Source organism: Streptomyces beihaiensis (assembly GCF_026274175.1).
GTDB lineage: Bacteria > Actinomycetota > Actinomycetes > Streptomycetales > Streptomycetaceae > Streptomyces > Streptomyces beihaiensis.
The window spans coordinates 13,620-29,294 of the sequence record NZ_JAPHNL010000320.1 but is presented as its reverse complement, the minus strand read 5'-3'; the positions used below and the strand labels follow the sequence as shown (position 1 = coordinate 29,294).

General features: G+C 66.6%; 12 protein-coding genes and 1 pseudogene. 11 read left to right on the top strand and 2 right to left on the bottom strand.

Going from position 1 to position 15,675, the window contains the following annotated elements; genetic code table 11:
- Window positions 1-185: 185 nt before the first annotated feature.
- Window positions 186-2,525 (top strand): hypothetical protein, encoded by a 2,340-nt coding sequence (locus OFY01_RS29005; protein WP_266604896.1) that lies wholly within the window; start codon window positions 186-188, stop codon window positions 2,523-2,525.
- A 100-nt stretch (window positions 2,526-2,625) separates the two neighbouring features.
- Here OFY01_RS29005 and OFY01_RS29000 read toward each other — a convergent pair whose 3' ends face one another.
- Both OFY01_RS29000 and OFY01_RS28995 read right to left on the bottom strand, forming a co-directional pair.
- On the bottom strand, window positions 2,626-3,180 hold the full coding sequence (locus OFY01_RS29000; protein WP_266604894.1) for a flavoprotein: 555 nt from the start codon (window positions 3,178-3,180) through the stop codon (window positions 2,626-2,628).
- Window positions 3,177-4,448 carry a helix-turn-helix domain-containing protein gene (locus OFY01_RS28995; RefSeq protein WP_266604892.1) on the bottom strand — a complete coding sequence of 424 codons (1,272 nt, stop codon included), beginning with the start codon at window positions 4,446-4,448 and terminating at the stop codon, window positions 3,177-3,179. The genes OFY01_RS29000 and OFY01_RS28995 overlap by 4 nt, the downstream gene beginning before the upstream one ends.
- Before the next feature lie 175 nt (window positions 4,449-4,623).
- Here OFY01_RS28995 and OFY01_RS28990 point away from each other — a divergent pair, with 175 nt between their 5' ends.
- The 10 genes and pseudogenes from OFY01_RS28990 (at window position 4,624) to OFY01_RS28945 (ending at window position 15,362) form a co-directional block, all read left to right on the top strand.
- On the top strand, window positions 4,624-5,064 hold the full coding sequence (locus OFY01_RS28990; protein WP_266604890.1) for an ATP-binding protein: 441 nt from the start codon (window positions 4,624-4,626) through the stop codon (window positions 5,062-5,064).
- Window positions 5,064-6,382, top strand: a pseudogene (locus OFY01_RS28985) (UDP-N-acetylglucosamine 1-carboxyvinyltransferase). Before OFY01_RS28990 ends, OFY01_RS28985 begins: the two are co-directional and overlap by 1 nt.
- Window positions 6,379-7,611, top strand: a complete 1,233-nt coding sequence (locus tag OFY01_RS28980) for a metallophosphoesterase (RefSeq protein WP_266604888.1) — start codon at window positions 6,379-6,381, stop codon at window positions 7,609-7,611. Before OFY01_RS28985 ends, OFY01_RS28980 begins: the two are co-directional and overlap by 4 nt.
- Window positions 7,611-8,150 (top strand): dCTP deaminase, encoded by a 540-nt coding sequence (gene dcd, locus OFY01_RS28975; RefSeq protein WP_266604886.1) that lies wholly within the window; start codon window positions 7,611-7,613, stop codon window positions 8,148-8,150. The genes OFY01_RS28980 and dcd overlap by 1 nt, the downstream gene beginning before the upstream one ends.
- On the top strand, window positions 8,147-8,683 hold the full coding sequence (locus OFY01_RS28970) for a dCTP deaminase (RefSeq protein ID WP_266604884.1): 537 nt from the start codon (window positions 8,147-8,149) through the stop codon (window positions 8,681-8,683). Before dcd ends, OFY01_RS28970 begins: the two co-directional genes overlap by 4 nt.
- A 23-nt stretch (window positions 8,684-8,706) precedes the next feature.
- Window positions 8,707-9,795, top strand: coding sequence for a glycosyltransferase family 4 protein (locus OFY01_RS28965; RefSeq protein ID WP_266604898.1), 1,089 nt, complete (start codon window positions 8,707-8,709; stop codon window positions 9,793-9,795).
- 95 nt (window positions 9,796-9,890) lie between these two features.
- Entirely contained in the window at window positions 9,891-10,934 is a 1,044-nt protein-coding gene (locus OFY01_RS28960) for a serine hydrolase domain-containing protein (protein WP_266604882.1), read from the top strand.
- Between the two features lie 572 nt (window positions 10,935-11,506).
- Window positions 11,507-12,034 (top strand): hypothetical protein, encoded by a 528-nt coding sequence (locus OFY01_RS28955; protein ID WP_266604881.1) that lies wholly within the window; start codon window positions 11,507-11,509, stop codon window positions 12,032-12,034.
- A 17-nt stretch (window positions 12,035-12,051) separates the two neighbouring features.
- Window positions 12,052-14,586, top strand: a complete 2,535-nt coding sequence (locus OFY01_RS28950; protein ID WP_266604879.1) for a hypothetical protein — start codon at window positions 12,052-12,054, stop codon at window positions 14,584-14,586.
- Window positions 14,583-15,362 carry a hypothetical protein gene (locus OFY01_RS28945; protein WP_266604877.1) on the top strand — a complete coding sequence of 260 codons (780 nt, stop codon included), beginning with the start codon at window positions 14,583-14,585 and terminating at the stop codon, window positions 15,360-15,362. Before OFY01_RS28950 ends, OFY01_RS28945 begins: the two co-directional genes overlap by 4 nt.
- The last annotated feature ends 313 nt before the right edge of the window (window positions 15,363-15,675 follow it).

Sequence of the window (15,675 nt, the reverse complement as noted above, 5' to 3'; positions counted from 1 at the left end):
CCGCGACCGCACCCGAACCTCAGTCCAGACGACCACCCGCTGCCGCTCGAACAAGATCCGGTTTGCCACAACGCACTAAGTGATCCGAGACATGCTGGGGCAGGTTGGCCATATCAGTTCTTGGGAGAACGTCGCATTGAGGAGCCGACCTCTGGGAGCAGCTCTTGCGGTGCGAGACTGGACGGATGCCGGAGCAGTCCATCACCTTCCTTCCGCTGTCCTATGCGGCCAGGCCGCCCCGGATGGTGGTAGTAGCGCCACACGATGACGGGGATTGGTTTGTCTGGACGGCAGCCGCTCTCGCCCGACTGTCGGCGGTGTGGGGCTGCAGCGGAAGCGTGGTCGTGCCTGCCAGCGCGGTCGGACACCCCGCTGTCGATCGATGCCTGGCCCGCTTGAACCCAGATCACGTGCTTGCTTACGTGCCATCGTGGGCCACATACGACGGCCTCAATCCGGGTGCCATCGACCGGCTGCTGACCGAAAGGGGGATATCTGACAGTGCCGCGGCCGATCAGTTCAGGCAGATGCTGTACAAAGAGCCGTGGAACAGTCCCGTAGTACAGGAGGCAGAAGCGGCCGCTGATCATCTTCGTCTGCAACTTGCTCCCAATAAGAGAGAAGACCTCATCCAATGCAGCCATCTGTTTGACGACGACAACCCTCGCGAACTGACGCCACTGGCTGCCGTGGCCACATCCCCTCTCATCGGTGTACCGAGGAGTCTGGTGAGTACCGCGGATGCCCTGGCCTACGCGATGCATGTTGGCATCGAAGCATCCACGATCGGCGGGCAGATCACGGACAAGGAGTGGCGGGAAGCCGCCACCCGCGGCACTGAGTCGCCGCTTCTGTCGCAGTTGCACCCCGGCGTGCGTGACGATTCCAAAGCGATGCGTTCCCACGAGGCCGGGTTGTGTGTCCCAATCACAAGATCCTTTCGACCACAGGAGCGCGTCGCTGTCCTAGGCAATCAGCCCGAAGACTTCGCGCTCGCCGAAGTCCTGCGGCAGATCCGCGGCTCGGTGACGTGGCTTCCATGGGCAGAGCCTGGAATCAGCGACATGTGGTTGTTCTCTGGTCGCGGATCGGACCGGCTGCTGGTGACAAGCGCGTCGCTGAGCACTGAAGAGACCCACCAGCGCATCAACGCCAGATGGGAAAACCGCCCCATACGGCATATCGAGCCAGAAGAGGAGGAGCACCGCTTCGATGTGGTTGCTCCTGTCAACATCAATCTGGATAACCCGTTCATGGTGGTGTTGCGGGATACCTGGGACCAGCCACGTTCTTTGCCTGTCACTGTGGAATCAGACGGATCGCTCCAGACGTCGCTCTCCCTGGCAGCAGAGGTGCCGCGCGGCCTCGATCCGAACAGGCATCGCTGGCAGGTCACTCTCATCGCCCATAACCACCCATTGCCTCCTCTCCCCGCCCTCTCCTCAACAGTCACCGCAACGGGCCAAAACCCATGGGAGACTTTCGTTCGCGCCGGCGACGGTGGCGTCACATATTGGTCTCACCGGTTCGACTTCGTCCCCAGCGGAGCATCGCTAGCTGGCTCACTCGCATCCCCGAAGCTGGCCTGGCCCGGCATCAAGCGTATGCTCCAGGTCACAGCATCAACGCATGCTGTCGAAGTGCTTCCCAGCCCTGCTGGAAAACGAGCTGCCATAACCGAACGCCTCCTTGGATCCCGCACCAATCTCGAAAAGCTGGCCGCGAGCCCAGGATGGGCTTTGCTTCGCCGCTTCTTGCCGAATTCCGCACAAGACGACATCCCGGAAGGCAGCCGATGGAAGCTCAAATCCGCAGTCGTTCTCTCATGGGAAGCAGTCGCAGCCCACGACGACACTGACTGGGACATGACAGCACGCAGAGGGCAAATCGATCAATGGACCTCACAGGGCGTGCTGCGCCGCGGACTGATCCTTGGCTGCGGTCACTGTCCCATTCTAGAGTTCTACCCTCTGTCCGAGATCAGTCAGAGCTACCGCTGCAGGCGCTGCGGAGGGGAAAACCAGCTAACGAAGGAACGCTGGAGGCCAGCAGCGCACGAGCCCCGCTGGTTCTACGACCTCCATCCCGCAGTCTTGGAACTCGTAATGAACGACGGAGACGTGCCACTACTGGCCACGCAGTATCTACGCAGCCAGTACTGGGCGCGGCAGGCACTGGTCTGCGAGGAGTTCGAACTAATCAAAGACGGAAACCGGTTCGTTGAGATGGACTTTGCCCTGGCCACCACGGAGGAGCTATGGGTAGGGGAAGCCAAGAGCAACGACTCCCTCGGTGACAGTGCAAAGCAACGTCGACGCGAGGCAGGCAAGCTCATAGAAGGGTGCACGCTCGTCGGAGCGGTTGGCCTTGTCTTGGCTACGGCCCAGGCTCAGTGGTCTGTCACGACTCTAGAAGCCATCAAGTCCGAGATTGCCGGTCGCCGCAGAGCGGAAAAGCCCGTACCCAAGATCAGCCTGATCTCGGGCCTTGGAGACGCCCCGCAGATTGCCCAACTGACCATCTGAAGGGACCAGGGCGGTGACGCCTTGAGCTGCGGTCACTGAGGCAACGCGAGCACTGTACGCGGCTACCCGTGAATGGACCTACGCGCGAGAGGAAAAGGCGTCACCGCGCCGTGCCGACCAGAGGCTCCAGCAGTTCAAGAGCTTCCTCCCAGCGGAAGCGCTCCGCCGCGCCGCCGGCCCTCGGTCGGTGCGGTTCGCAGGAACCGATCAGGACACCCATCCCCCGCAACCGGTCCAGGCTCTCCTGGTAGGCGGGGTGGGCGGCCTGGGCGGAGTTCAGGTAGGGCAGGGCCACGGTCGGGATGCCCATGCCGTACGCCTCGCACAGGATGCCCAGCGCCAGGGTGTCGGAGATCCCGGCGGCCCACTTGTTGATCGTGTTGAAGGTGGCCGGCGCGACCGCGATGGCGTCCGCCGGCGGCAGCGGACGAGGGTCGCCCGGCGAGCGCCAGGCGGAGCGAATCGGGTAGCCGGTCTGTGCCTCGACCGCCGTCGCGTCGATAAAGCCGAGGCCCTGCGGTGTGGCGACGACACCGACGTCCCAGTTCGCCTCCTGGGCAGCGGTGATCAGCTTGCCGACGTCGCGGGCCACGCCCGCCGCGCACACGACGACGTACAGGAAGGGCTTCTTGTCCGGGGCGGTCGGTTCGGTCACGCGGGGACTCCCAGTTGACGGCTGAAGTGGTGCAGTTCCGGCAGAGTACGTCGGCGGTCCCGGGCGGCCATGTCCGCGACCAGGTTGCGGATGTCGGGGCGGCGGATGTCCTGGGCGGCGCAGGTCTCGGCGCTACGTAGGGCCTGGTAGCCGTCGGCAAGGCGGCCCTGCTGGCTGTAGGCGCGGGCCGCCTCCACCCACAGTGCGGCGCGGCGTTCGGGCACCGGGATGTGCCGGCGCATGAGGGGCCGGGCCGCCTGGAGGGCGAGGCCGGCGTCGCCGAAGGCCACCAGGGCGCTCAGCTCATGCAGGGCGACATTGGTCGGGCTGAAGGTGGCCCAGGCGTCGGGCCGGTCGAGAGTGACGTACCGGGAGACTTCCTTCGCCTCGGTGAGGAATTCCTTTGTGGCCGCGCGATCACCGCGGCTGCTGGCCGCAGTCACTCCGCGCAGGAGCAGCAGTCCGACAGCGGCAAGGTACTTCGGAGAGCGCCGATCATAGGAGCCGGTGAGCTGGTCGGCGGTGTGCCGGACCAAGGTGACGGCCTCAGTGGCGTGCTTCTCTCGGACCAGCACGTGGGCCTGGACGCGGACGCTGGAGGCAAGGACCACCGGATCCCCCGAGCGTTCGGCCTCGGCCATCGCCCGGCCGACGGCGAGCCATGCGTTGCCCTGGTCGTGCTGCTTGAGCAACAGGCTCGTCGTCGTCTGGTACGCCGTGGCCAGGAGCCGGGACACGAGGTCCCTGTCCGTCGCATCGCTGGCAGCCCTCCGCAGGTCGGCGATCAGGCTCGGGAGGGTGCGCTCCAGCTCTGCGTAATGGCAGGTATGGAAGAGCCTGAGTGCTGATCCGACGCGTTCATACAGGACGGCGGTGTCCTGGGGATCACCGGTGCCCGCAGGGCCGGGACCGGGCAGGAGGGCCTGGATGAGGGCGGTGTGCGAGGCCGAAGAGCCGGCCGGGGCCGCGAGCGCTGCGATGCTCGCGGCGAGGAAGGTGCGGCGGTGCATGTCGTCAGCTTCTTGATCGGCGGGGGAGACGTCCTGAGATGGGGCGAGGCCCAACTCATGAGGTGGGATGTTCAGTTCCTGCGCGATGGCGCTTAGTACGCGGATGTCCTCCGTGCCGCGACCGCTCTCGAGACGGCTCACCTTGGACTGGTGATACCCGAGCGCTGCGGCCACGTCGTGCTGTGAACGCCGCTGTAACGCCCGTGCCCGACGGATCCGTTCTCCGATCCGTCTCGCTTCGCCATGCGCATCGGCCATCTGCCACGGCTCCTTCCGCCGTCGCTGATCCTGCCTGCTCAATCGAGCATAGATCAGCCGTAGTTGGCGGTGATGCAGCTCCTGCATAAGTCATGCAGCGCCGGCGTCAGGGCTCACCACTCACGGCGACGGGCTGGTTGCTTGGTGTGGCCGCACCTACACCGGGAGGCCGCTCATGGAAGCGCACCAGCTCGCTCTCTCCCTACCCGCGACGCCCGCCGCAGCAAGCGAGGCCCGGCACCGGGCCGTGGACGCGATAGCGGGCTGGGGCTCGGGGCTGGGCGCCGAGGTGGTGCACACAGCCGAACTGCTGGTCAGCGAGCTCGTCACCAACGCGATCCAGTACGCCGGCACCGGATCCGTCTCGCTCGCGGTCTGTCTCGACGAGGCCGTCCTGCGGATCGAGGTCCGCGACACGAGCCCGGTACTGCCCCAGCCAGCTCTGCCCGACGCGGACAGCGAGTGCGGACGGGGCCTGTTCCTCGTCGCCGCTCTCGCCGACCGGTACCACGCCGAACCGACCGAGACCGGCAAGCGCTGCTGGGCCGAAATCGACTTGACCAGCAAACCCAGCCAGGAAGTCGCCTCTTTCCCTCCCCTCCAAAGGAGTTGCTGATGACGACCACCCACGCCCCCGGCGTGGCCGCCGAGGTGATCGCCGTACGCCCTGGGCCGCCGCTGGCTGGCACCGTGAGCGTCGACGGCTCCAAGAACGCCGCCCTGCCGCTCTTGGCCGCAGCGGCCGCCCTTGGTCGCGCGGTGCGGCTGAGCAACGTCCCGAACAGCACCGACGTCCAGATCATGATCACTCTTCTGCAACAGGGGGCTGGTATGCCGCGCAGCCCGTCGGCGAACCGGCCACTTACGTGGTCCTGCCGACGGAGGCATCTCGGGGACTGCCCGATCTGGCGCAGGCAGCCCAGATCCGAGCCTCGTACTACCTCGTCCCCGCTCTGCTCGCGCGTTACGGCCAGGCACGGCTGCCCTGGCCGGGCGGCTGCCGGATCGGTGCGCGCGGGATGGAGCTGCACTTCAAGGTGTACGAGGCGTTCGGCGACCGGAGCCGGCAGGACAGCTCCGGATACAGCATCGAGGCCCTCACTTCTCACACCGGCACCGTCTCCATCGCACTGCCGTTCCGCTCTCGCGGTGCGACCGTGGCCGCGACACTGCGCGCCCTCACGACCGGCCGGCCCTTACGGCTGGGCCAGCCCAATCTCTCGGCCGAAGTCCTGAGCGTGCTCGACGCCCTGAGTTCGGTGGGCTGGGAGACGCGCGCAGGCGAGCATGTGCTCGCTCTCTCACCGCCCTCCTCGTCGCCGACTGCTCCCGCTGCCTGGACAGTGCCCGGAGACAAGATCGAGGCAGCCACGCTGGCCTGCGCGATCGCCGCGACGCGCGGTACTGCCCGTATCAATGGCGTGCAGGGCAAGGACGTAGGCCCGTTCATGGCTGCCCTTCATTAGCTCGGCATCCCCGTGGACGCGGAGCCGGACGGCCTTACCGTCCGCGCCCAGGAGGCAGTCCCCACTGGTCGTCCCCTGCGGGCCATCGCCTCCCTGAGCCCGGCCGGCTTGGACGCCGACTTCGAACCACCGCTCATGGCACTCGCCCTCGGACTGCCCGGTACACATCTGTTCGCCGACGCCATCAATCCCGGCCGCCACGGCAACCTGCTGCCGCAGCTGACCCGCCTGGGCGCCGAGATCGAAGAGATCTCGCCCACCGAATGCTGCCTGACCGGGCCCCAGCAGCTGACGGGCGCGGGCGTTGAAGCCACCGACATCCGCACCGGGTCCGCCCTGATGGTCGTCGGCCTCACGGCCCGAGGCATCACCACCATCGGCGGCCTCGACCAGTTGCGCCGCGGCCACGCGGACTTGTCCGGCAAGCTGCGTGCCCTGGGTGCCGACATCTGCGAGGTCACCCCGTGACCACCGACGGCTGGAACCTGCGGCAGATCGTTGCCACGACGGACGTCCACTCCGCCTTCGACAACGCGGCACCGTTTCTGACCCACCTCCACGCGCTGCGCCCGACCTCGCTCATCGTGGACTGCGGCGACTTCTTCGAAGGCAGCGGGTATTACCGCCTCGCTCGCGGCACGATCGAGCGGGAGATCCTGCTCGGGCTGTACGACGTGCTGGCCCCTGGCAACCACGGCTGGCCCCACCACTTCGAACCCGCCCTTCACCGGCGCACTGTCTGCGCCAACGCCGTCGATGCCAACACCGGCGACGCTCTGTTCCGCCGCCTGCACATCGCCGACATCGATGGACGGCGCGTCGGCGTAACCGCTGTGATCGGTCGGCAAGCCTTCCACTCGATCCCGGCCGCCCAGCGAGTCGGCCACTGCGTCACCGATCCCCTCCAGGCCCTGCGTGAGGTGATTCTCGCCCACCACGAGGTGGACAGCTGGGTCCTGCTCAGCCACTCCGGCTTCGAAGAGGACCGGGAACTCGCGGCGGCCTGTCCCTTCCTCGACGTGGTCTTCGCAGGGCACTGCCACAGCGATCAGTACGGGCCGGTCCGAATCGACGGCACCCTGGTCGTCAAGGGCCGGGAGCTCGCCGGCGGCTATGCGATCGCCATGCCCGTGGGTACGGGATGGGGTGCGGGCACCGCATCCTTCCCCGATCGGGCCCCGAGCGTCGTTCCGACGGAGATTGCGGATCTGCGCTCCCGCATCGAAGACGTCAAGCAGCAGCTGGCCGACGTCCTCGGCCCGATCAGCCCGGCCTACCGCCACCAGGCCCTCGATCGGCGCAGCCTGCTCCTGGACCTCACCGCCCGGCTGCGTACGGGGCTCGGCGCAGACGCGGTCATCCTCAACGAGACGGCGTTACGCGCCGTACCCCTCGGCGGCAACCTCACCCAGGGCGACCTGCTCTCCATCGAGCCGTTCGGTAACCAGCTGGTGCACGCCCACGTGCCGGATCCGGTACGTGGGGACCTCCCCGGCCTGATTTCGGCTCTGACCCCCCAGACCGGCCCGCTCGTCACCGCACCCGATCCCTTCCCGGACGCCGTCACCACCGTGCTGACCACCGACTACCTCGCCGACACCTACCTCGGCGAGCGCACGCACGAGGCCGGCCTGCGTCTGGACCAGGCCGTCCGACACGTCCTCACCGCTCCCGACACCGCCGAAGGAGGTAGGTAATGATCCTCACCGGCCCGGAGATCACCGCTGCCGCTCACGACGGCCGCCTCCGCATCACCCCGTTCGCCGCCGATCAGGTCAACCCCAACAGCTACAACGTGCGTCTGGGGCCCACCCTGATCACCTACACAGGCCCCGTCTTGGACGCCCACCGGCCCAACCCCACCCGCGAAACCACCATCGGCCCGGACGGACACATCCTCCAGCCGGGCGAGCTCTACCTCGGCCACACCCTCGAAGAGGTCGGCTCCGACACATTCGTGCCGTTGCTGTTCGGCCGCTCCTCCGTCGGACGTCTCGGCCTGTTCGTCGAGATCACCGCCCCCATCGGCGACATCGGCTTCCACGGCCAGTGGACGCTCATGCTTACCCCGATCCGGCCGCTGCGCGTGTATGCCGGCATGAAGATCGGGCAGATCATGTTCTTCGTCTCCACCGGTGCCGTCGACCGCTACCGTGGCAAGTACCAGGCCGCCGCAGGACCGCAGCCCTCCGCCTACTGGCGAGACCTCGCCCGACTCCGGGCGGTGGCATCGTGATCCTCACCGGCCCCGCCATCGCAGCCGCCGTCCAGGCCGGCGAGATCACCATCGACCCGTACGAGCCCAGCCGCGTCTCCCCCAACGCCTACGACTGGCGGCTCGGCAACACGATCCGCGTCTGCGACGGCGACCTCGACGCCGCGACCCCTACCGCCTTCACCGAGCAGTCCATCCCCGACGCCGGCTTCGTGCTGCGCCCTGGCTTGCTCTACCTTGGCATCACCTTGGAGCGGACCGGTTCGGAGATGTACGCGCAGCTGCTGAACGGCGACCGCACCTCCGGCTCCCTGGGCATCTGGGTCCACGTGTCGGCTCCGCTCGGACACCAGGGCCATGCGATCCGGTGGACGCTGGAGATCCGCGCCGCCCGACCGGTGCGCGTGTATCCGGGCATGACCTTCGGCAAGCTCGTCTTCCTCACCACCTTCGGCGCACCGGCCAGCTACCAGCGGCAGCCTGCCAAGTACGCATCTACGGAAGGCATCGACATCTCACGCCTCTACGAGGAGATCAACGGAGGCGTGCGGTGAACGGTCGCTCGGCCGACGGCCCGATGGCCGCCACCTTCCTGGATCTCCCCGTCGGAAGCCCCGGCGGGAGCGTCGAGCTCTTCCTCGACCTCTACACCGGCCAGCAGCCCCTCATCCCGGCCCGCGCCTTCATGCTCGCGCCACCTGGTCACGGTTCCCGGCCGCCCGTCGGACTCAACCTGCTCCCCGTGGCAGGTAAATGCCTGGAAGGAACGGCCTTTAGCCGCTACGTCGCCACCCTTCGCAGAGCGCTCACGGCCGCGGTCGATGCCACACAGATCGACGTCCTCCACTTGCAGCACCTCGCGTTCGGCGCCACACCAGCCCTCATCCGCGCGCTGCCCGCACATCCCCGGATCGCCCTCGTCCACGGCACGGACCTGCTCTTCGCCGAGACACACCGAGACCAGCTACAAGTGCTGCGCGAAACATCCAGGGCCGCCCACGCCATCGTGGTCCCCACCAACGCAATGGCCGACCGCCTCCTCAAACTCGCTCCGCAGATCGAACGCCGCAAGATCACCCACATCCCTTGGGGTATCCCCGACCACCTGCTCACCGATCCGCCAGCCCGACCACTGCGCACATCCACCAGCCACCTTCGGCTTCTGTACGCAGGACGCCTGACTACCGAAAAGGGCGTCAAAGCCCTGATCAAGAGCCTGGCTCCCGTGCCCGGCATCGAGCTGAGCGTCGCGGCGCCCAGAGCCCAGTTCCACGCGCTGGCCCCGCTGCTGCAACGAGCCAGCGTACGAGTCCGCTACCTCGGCTGGCTCCGCCGCCCACAATTGTGGAAAGCCTTCATCGAACACGACGTACTGGTCATGCCGTCCACCACCCTGGAAGCCATGGGACTGGTCGCACTGGAAGCCCAAGCGTGCGGACTCCCCGTCCTGTACCAACCTGTACCCGGCCTCAGCGAAGCGCTCGCCGCTTCCGGCATGGCCACCGACTTCACCAATTCCGCCGCACTCGCGCGCGACCTCGACCGGCTGAGAAAGACACCGGGACTGCTGACCGCCCTGCGACAGGCGGGCTACGCCAACGCGGCTCGCCATCCCCTCTCGGCGACCGCACGGTCCCTGACCGACCTCGGCCGACACCTCACCTGAAGCGACCGCCGGACGACCCGACACGGTCACTACCCGAACCGCCCCGCGAACGTAACTACGCTGAATGACGGGATACCCCGGCGAAGAGGGAGACCATGACGTACGACCGCGACCGCATCGAAGCCCTGCTCAACGAGGGAGTCCGCGACAAGGTGTTTCCCGGCGCCGTGTGGGCCGTCGGTGACGCCACCGGCACCCTCGCCCAGGGCACCACCGGCGTCCTCGACCCCGGCGAGCCGGACGTGCCGATGCGCACCGACACTGTCTTCGACTCGGCCAGCCTCACCAAGATCCTGGCCGTCTGGTCCTCCATCGGCGCCCTGTGGGAGGACGGCACCTTCGACCTCGATCAGCTGCTCGGCACGTTCTGGCCCGAGGTCGCCGGCCACCCACTCGGCACCGTCACCACCCAACAGTTGCTGACGCACACCGCCGGTGTCCCGCTGCGAGCCCAACTCAAGAACCTCTACGGCACCGACCCCCAGGAGATCCGTCGAGGCGTCCTCCACGAACAACTCCATCGGGCACCCGGAGAGGCCGTCGAGTACACCGACCGGGCCGCCCTCATCCTGGGCTACCTCACCGAACACCTCTCCGGCCAGCCCCTGCACCAACTGGCCACCACCCGCACTTGGACCCCACTGGGCATGACCTCCACCCGCTTCGGCCCCCTGCCTGCCGACCTCGCCGCCCGCTGCGCGCCCACCGAACTCGACCAGGACACCGACACTCATCTCAAGGGAGTCGCACACGACTTCTCTGCACGCCTTCTCGGCGGCGTCTGCGGCATCGCTGGCGCCTTCACCGTCCTCGACGATCTCGCCGCCTTCCTCCGGTACATGCTCGCCCCTGCCGCTTCCCAGTTCCGGGCTGGTTTCGGGAGTGAGTGGATCACCCGCTCCCTGACGATCCAGACGGGCCAGCTCCAACCCGCTCGTGGCCTGTTCTGGCACCCCGCGCCCGGCACCACCGCCGAGGAAGACGTCTGGGTTCACTACGGCTTCACCGGCACAGGTATGTGGATCTGCCCTGCCGAGGGCCGGTGGGCAGTGCTCCTGACCAACAAGCTCTATTACACCCGCGACCGCAGCTCACTGGCCGACATCCGCAATACCTTCCGCGAACTGGTCCTTGGGTAGGACGATCAGCGGTCACCAGCTTCGTCCGATGGCCCATTAGGCAACTCGGGTCGTGTTGACCGCCTCCGAGCGATGGGCAGGTGGTTGCGCCGTGATCCGCCCGGGTGGGGACAGCCTTGCACCACCTGTGCCAGCGCCGTCCAAGGCGTGGGTTTGTGCGTGCTCCGTGCCAGCACTCAAACAGGCGCTCCACTGGCCGATCGCCTCCAGCTATGTGTCGTGCAGGTGCCGGCGAAGCCGTGGTGATCCTCCGCACCAACCGGGACCGGTGGCAGGAATGAGACACCGCCTTCCTGCGAACGGTTATCGAACATCGTGCGCTTCCAGCCGTCGAGCAAGACGAGTGCGGTGCGCTCTTCCCACCAGCGGACGATCACCCAACGTCAATGGCGTTTCTACAGTGTGTCAATATCGCCTCTTCGGCCACTTTGATAATCGACCAGTTTCCTCTCTGTCACTCGCAATGATCACCCTCGTACGGTGATCCCGTTTTTGTCTGCGTAAGTGCCAGTCGCACCTACCTGTGGAAGATGCGACCGCCTCGCAGACCAACGGGGAGGGGGAGGAAGCACATGGATCCATTGGCATTTCCCGTACTGGCCGGGACGCTGCTGACCGAAGCGGTCAGGTTTCTCTTCGACCGCGCGAGTGCTGTGTTGGACCGGCGAGCAGGTCGAGTGCCGGTGGACGAGCCCGAGCAGGTTCCGGGACAGACACAGCCCCTGCTGGTCAGGGCCCCCGCACTCTCCGACGAGCGCATCGCACGCATCACGGGGGCCCACGGTGCGCTCCGCGTCTACCTGTCGCGGCCCGAGTTCCTCCAGGGCGATGACGACGAGTTGCGTGAACTTCTGGGTCGCCTTCGCCGGGACTTGGAAGAGGTATACGGGCGCCGCTTGCCCTTCGGCGACGAGAAGGAAGCAGACCGGCCCGGGGTGGAGGTCTCGCAACGGGCCGATTCCCTTCACGGCAAGCAGGTCGGCATGCGCGTTGGCGGTGACATCACGGAACGCGGACGGGCACACGTCGATCAAGAGGCCGGGACCATCGAAGAGAGAGGAGAGCAGGTCGGCATCGAGGTAGAAGGCACCATCGGCTGAGGCAGGGCGGCAACAGCATGAGCTTCGACAACAGCCGTACCGGAGAACGTCCGCAGCGGCCCCTGGCACCGTCCACGGGAAGTGAAGGCTGGGAGGACGAGCAGCGGAAAGCCTGGGTGCAACCCACGCCGGCACCGCAGAACCCGGGTCCCGGACCGAACAGCCTGCCCGAGCTGCCACCACCGCCTCCGCTGCCGCCCAGCATCGCCGCGTTAGCCGCATCACCGGCACCAGGAACGTCAGCAGAGGCCGCAGCCGCCGAGAACGCCTCCGACGACCGCTTCCCGCGGCGGCCTCCAGCCGGGGTACCGACGCGAGACACGGTTGAGGCAGTCGGACAGGCCGCCGTGCTGCAACGGGCCTTTAACAACTACGGCGAGCAGATCGGCACGAAGTATGTGTACGAGCAGACCCTCGACTCGCACGCCCCGATTTCGCGCGAGTACCTCGCCGTGGTCCGCGAGGTGTACGCCGAGCCCCATCGTGAGGACCGGCTCGCACCCAGCAGCCCTTTCCAGCAGGCCCTAGAAACCCTGCGTGCGGCAGGCTCCGTCATGGTCATCAACCGCCCACCGAACAGCAGCCGGACCTTCACCGCCTACGCGCTGTTCGCTCATCTCCTGGACGACGGCGCCATCAACGAAGTGCGGCCGCTGTCCTTCGGGGGCTCCAAACACTTCCCGACCAGACGGCTGCCGCACGACCGCCACTGCGGCTACCTGCTGGAGCTTCCACCTGATGAAGGTGACTTCGTGGTCGACGAATCCTTCGGAGGCAACCTGACCAAACTCGTCGAGCGCCTCCTGCGACGTGACTGCCGGCTGATTGTGCTCACTCGTCCCGAGCAGTGGAGGCGTATCAGCCACGGGGCGCCGGATGGGGTCGCCCCGGAGTTGGGAGCGGTGAGTCCGCGCGACATCGCCGAACGGTGGCTTCTGGCGCAGGAGGCCGACTTCCCAGCAGACCTGTGGCTCGATCACAAGGACATCAGACCGCTCCTTGCAGGCCAAGCACCGACCGATGTGCTCAACCTCGTGTATCTCATGCTGGAACAGCACCGGGCAGCCCAGTCAGCCACACCGGTTACTGCCGACCTGGAACAGGCGCTCAGGCAGAAGCAGTCAGGCTCCTCGCGCCTGACGTTCGACAAGCAGGTGGCCAATGTGGTGGCCGCTCATAGCAACTGGGAGGATGCGCTCTATCGCTGGCACGAGCCCAAGGGACGCACCCGGACCAGTTTCGAACGCAACTTCCTGCTGGCTGCCGCCGTTCTCCGCGGCGATCCGGTCGGGCACGTGTACGCCAAGGCGGCGGAACTCACCGAAAAGCTCGATGACGTGCCAGTCGAGGTGGACGGCCAGCGGGAACCCGGCGTCATCGCCATGACGAGGGCCGTGGGAGCACGGCGTGAAGACGACGGCACTCTCACCTTCACCCGCCCGCACTGGGACGACGCCGTCATCGAGTACTTCTGGAACGACCGCCCCCTGGCACGCACCACCTTCCTCGAGTGGCTCGCACATGCACCCGTCGTCGATACCGACGTGAGCAAAGAAGCGCTGGAGATCATCAGCAAGGATGGGCGGCTTGCCTTGGCCCAGCGCGTGGGTCAGTTCGCCCTGCGATGGGCCGTTCGACATCGTCGTCAGACTCCGTTGGAGCGGATCGTCGAGGAATGGTACAAGCAGGGGACAACCAAGGAGCTATGGCCACTCGCCGTTGAACTCCTGGACTCCGCTGCCATCCATGCCGCCAGCGCACCGTACATCCATTCCATGCTGCTGGCCTGGTCGAGTCGCAACCAACCGCACCTGCAACGTGTCGTTGTAGAGGTGTGTACGGGCGCATTCGGGCGCCGGCATACAGCGAAGGCCCTGCGTCGGCTCAGAAATGTGGCCGCGCAAGGTCGCCCTGACGTGATCGATGCGCTGCGCGAGGCGGTGCGCGTCCTCTGGGAGGACGCCACCGTACGACAGATGTTGTTCGGGTACGTCGTCGATTGGTGTAAGTCGGAGAAGACGAGCCAGACCGTGGGGCACCGCACGTTCAGCGCTCTAGCCCTAAACTCCCCGCCCGAGGCATCTGGCCTTCCGCCGCTCCTCCAAGCCATGGCCGAGGAGAATTCCGACGAGGAGGACGCATTCCACCCCACCGTGCAAGGGCTTGTAACCGGCTGGCGCACCCTGTTGCGTCAAGCGGCTGGGCCGACAGGGGAACGAGACCTCGATAAGGCCGTCTTCACATGGCTTGATGCAGCACGGGAACGGCACGAACTCAAGTCCGTGGTCTTCGACACCCTGCGTCAGGCCGTGAACGTACCGGGGGCCGAAGGTCCGATCCTTCGCGAGACTCTGCGCACCTCAGCCCAGTGGTGGGTGCAAGGACAGGACCGCCCCTACTCCAAGGAAAAGGATGACCTCAAGCGCGAACTGTCCGCCTTGCTCGACCAGGACCTCATTGCCCGACGCAATCAGCCAATCGGGGGTCAGCCCTTGTCGCCAGGTGCTTCATGCGATGAGCCACAGGCCGATGCGAAGGGTGACGCCGAATGAGACGCCGGGCCACCAAGGCGCCTGCCTCCACGACAGAAGACAACGCCAGCTGGACATCCATCTTCACGGACCGCCTGAAGAGCATGGACCCAGTGCTGCCCTTCACCGCCGAAATCCGGGTGACCTGGCGTCGCGCCAGCGGCACCGCGTCGGCGAATCGGCACACAGCACCACGCCTTGCGAGAGAGAAGATCGAGGAGGCGGCCGCGCGCTGTGACGTCCTTCGTCCTAAAGCCGCCGAGCAAGACATCAGCGTCGCCGTCCAGGAACAGCTGCCTCTCGTCGCCGGCGGTGTGGTGGTCACCGACGTCCAGGTGCGAATCACCGTGGAGGACGCCATCCGGGAGGCTGCTCTCCGCACGGAACGCCTGCGGCAAGGGTGTCAGCGGCAGGAAGAGCGAATACGCCGCGACCATGAGCTGGACGAGCTGGCACGGCGGCAGGTCCGAGCACGTGAGGCGTTCCTCCGTGAGGAGATCCTGGCGAACCCGGCCACTGCCCGCCTCTACGGGCTGCTGGAAGGGGCGTCGAAGCACTGGTCCCGCCTAGGGGGTCCTCCTGAGGGCACCGACCTCGAAACCCTGGTGCGCGAGGTCCGGCAATGGCAGCCGGGACAGCAATGGGTGACAGTGGCGCAGCTGCTCCACGACTTCGTCGCCGGTCTGACGGAGGAAGGGCGCAAAGAGCTGCTCACCATCCTTGCCGATGCTGTCCGCGCGTTCGGCGACGAAAACACAGCCCATCGCCTCGCTCTCCTTTCGGGCGAAGCGCAGTGAAGAGCGCTGCGCTGCGCTGGGTCCTTGATCCCGTCACCAGCGTGTTGGCTCTGCGGCTGCGAGTACGAGAGCGTGGCCGATTGTCCTATGACGCCGCCTGGCGCCTTGCTCGGGTCATGCGCCATCCGGATGAGATGGGCTATCGCCTGCACGGACATCGCAGCGAGGACACGTAGTCGGGATCGGTCAGTGCATCGCTTGAGGTGCCGCAAGCAGGTACCCCTCGCCGGAACGGATTCGGCACACATGAGGCCGGGAAGCCTCGCGAGAACGTGAGAACTACGGAGTGGTGTTTTTCCAGGCCAGACACCCT